The organism is Peribacillus psychrosaccharolyticus ATCC 23296, from assembly GCF_000305495.1.
In the GTDB taxonomy this organism is placed as follows: Bacteria; Bacillota; Bacilli; order Bacillales; family DSM-1321; genus Peribacillus; species Peribacillus psychrosaccharolyticus.
In genome coordinates, this window is the sequence record NZ_AJTN02000091.1 from 1 (window position 1) to 2,167 (window position 2,167).

Consider the following 2,167-nt stretch of genomic DNA (forward strand, 5'->3'; position numbering starts at 1 on the left):
CTTTTATCATCGTCTCGCGTACTTCTTACTGTGTCAATCGGGCGAACCAGCTTTTCAATTTGTTCACGCTTCGGCTCCAAGAACGGCGGTAGTGATAATTTTTCTCCTAGCGTTTCATACGGTTCGTCTCCCATGAAACCAGGACCGTCTGTTGCGAACTCAAAGAGAATCTGCGGAGCCACTCTTACATAAAGAGATTCAAAGAAGTGACGGTTGACATAGCCGGATGTTTGGAAGCCAAAGCTCTCCATCCGCTTAATCCACTGCTCTAAAACTTCCCGATCTTCTACGCGGAATGCCGTATGGTGAACGGTACCAAAACCTTGACGAGCTTGAGGAAGAACAGTATTATGCTCTACTACAACCTGTGCACCATTGCCGCCTTCTCCTACTTCAAATAGGTGGAACTGTCCTTCTTTCCCAATCTCTTTAAATTGTAAAACTTTCTCGAGCATTTCTTTAAAATAATCAAAATCAGCTATACGGACAAATATAGGTCCTAATCCAGTAATGGCATATTCTAATGGAATCGGACCGTTTTGCCATGGTACACCAGCCGCTACGCCTTCATTATTCTCATCAGAGATCAACTGATAGTGCTGATCATCAAAATCGACAAAGGAAAGCGTCTGTTTCCCGAACTGTTCTTTGATTCCGGTATGCTTTACATCTAAACGATCGAATCTTTTTGCAAAGTATGTTAATGCTTCATCCGTTGGAACACGAAAAGATGTTTTTGAAATCTCATTTGTTCCGTGTACACCTTTAGAAACTCCAGGAAAATCAAAGAATGTCATATCTGTACCCGCTCCGCCAATATCGTCCGCGAAAAACAAATGATACGTTTGAATATCATCTTGATTGACTGTTTTCTTTACTAAACGCATCCCTAACACATAGGTAAAAAATTCATAATTCTTTTCCGCACTGCTTGTAATCGCTGTAACGTGATGTAAGCCTTTTAAACCATTCATTACCTTCAACCCCTTAAAATTATCTTGAATACGTTTATCTTGAATTAAAGATATCATAATTCATTCGCTCTGTCCATAGTGTTACCTAGTCATATACAAAAAAATTGTAGAGAAGCGTTACGTTCTCTACAATCTGTTGTCCTTTATTATGAATTGAATAATTGATTCACGCTTGATGTGAGCCGATGTTGAGCTTGAACGTTATCCGCCACCTCTTTAATCGCTAAGGAAACTTCGGAAATAGTAAATAGAATGTCTTCATTAGCTGATGCTGAGTGCTGACTATTTGTTGTCACACTTCGAATCGCGTGGTTTAATTCTTCAATTGATTCAGCCATTTGCTTAGACGCACCTGCTAAATCATTGGACATTTTATTAATAAATTCTGCATCCTTCTCGTATTGTTTCCCAACTTCGACGAATTTATCATAATCGGGCTTGACCTTCATATTCATGTATTCTAGAATACCTGTTGAATTTACGGTCAAATTGGCAAACGCATTTTGTACTTGATCCGTCACACGATGAATATTATCAACGGATTGTGCAGACTGTTCAGCAAGCTTTCTGATTTCTTCAGCAACCACGGCAAACCCTTTACCTGCTTCTCCTGCTCTAGCTGCCTCAATTGATGCATTTAACGCAAGCAAATTGGTTTGTCCAGCAATACTGCCAATAGTATCTGCCAAGTACTTGATTTCTTCTACCACTTTTACCTTTTCAATTACTTCTATAATATTGGCTTCTTTTTCAATATACATTGCATACGAAGACTCAGCGGAACTGCTTGCATCTTCTTTCACTTGTGAAGCACGCTCTTTAATCTTAAGAGCTACCCGGCCGCTTTCCTCAGCCTTTTCAGATAGCCTTTTCGTCGCCATTTCTATATGATTGGTCGTCTGACTAATTTGCTCAGTAGAGGCACTTAATTCAAGCGACCCCTCCGACATGGAATGAATAGTTTCTTTCATATCTTCCATAATAAAAATCAGCTCGGTTGTTGTCGCGGACAATTCTTCTGTATGGCTGTCAGCTGTTGCAATTCCCGCTTTCAAGCGGCCTATCAGCTTTGCGATTTTGTTCACGGCTTGATGAATCCTCAGCAAGGAATCATGACCATGTTTTTCTTCTATCTCTCTTAGTTCATCACCTGACTCGAGACTTTCTGCATACTCATTGATCATTAGAAAATT

2 protein-coding genes are annotated in these 2,167 nt (G+C 40.1%); both read right to left on the minus strand.

The genetic code is table 11. The annotated features are described in order from the left end of the window. Window positions 1–974 (minus strand): ring-cleaving dioxygenase (locus WYK_RS06115; protein ID WP_040373677.1); only part of this gene is annotated, 974 nt, incomplete at its 3' end. A gap of 146 nt (window positions 975–1,120) precedes the next feature. Beyond that, window positions 1,121–2,167 (minus strand): methyl-accepting chemotaxis protein (locus WYK_RS06120; RefSeq protein WP_040373678.1); only part of this gene is annotated, 1,047 nt, incomplete at its 5' end.